The sequence below is a fragment of the Corynebacterium sp. HMSC05D03 genome (genome assembly GCF_001807205.1).
GTDB classification, from domain to species: domain Bacteria; phylum Actinomycetota; class Actinomycetes; order Mycobacteriales; family Mycobacteriaceae; genus Corynebacterium; species Corynebacterium aurimucosum.
Map to the genome: position 1 here is coordinate 1 of NZ_KV788188.1, position 591 is coordinate 591.

Genomic DNA, 591 nt, shown 5'->3' on the forward strand with positions numbered 1-591 from the left:
GCCAGGAACCCAGCCAGGAGCCGAGTGAAGAGCCGGATAAGCCTGGTACATCGAGCATCCCGGATCTCAGCAGCCTGTGGCCGCTCATCCCGCTGGTGATTATTCCGCCGGCACTGGCCCACTTCTTCAAGCCTCCGCACATTCCGGAGCTGCCGACGAAGCCGGCCAAGCCAGCAGAGCCGCTGAAGCCTGAGGAACCGAAGGCGCCAGAGGCACCGAGCACGGAAGCACAGCCGACGGCTGAGCAGACTCCGAGTGCACAGCCGAGCCAGGCTAGCCAGCCAGGAACGACATCGAGCACCCCGGCCTCTTCCAAGAGCACCTCGTCTAGCAAGCTTGCCAACACCGGTGCTAACGTCCTAGGCTTCATTGGTGTGGCACTGGCACTCATCGCTGGTGCAGCTCTGATTCTGCGTCCTAGCCGCCGCAAGGATTCCTAAGCACTAGGTATCCGCAGGGGCCCGACCGGCCTCACGGCAGTGGTTGAGTAAACCACGAGCAAACGCCCGAGCATTAGCTCGGGCGTTTCTTTTTGCTCAATCACACTGAGGCGATCCGGCTTAAGGGACATTTTGTGTGGATTTGCGGCGT

At 61.3% G+C, this 591-nt stretch carries 1 protein-coding gene; it reads left to right on the forward strand.

Translation table 11 applies throughout. The features are described 5' to 3' along the window. On the forward strand, positions 1–440 hold a 440-nt coding region (locus HMPREF3147_RS10680), incomplete at its 5' end, for an LPXTG cell wall anchor domain-containing protein (protein WP_141740739.1). Between the last annotated feature and the right edge of the window lie 151 nt (positions 441–591).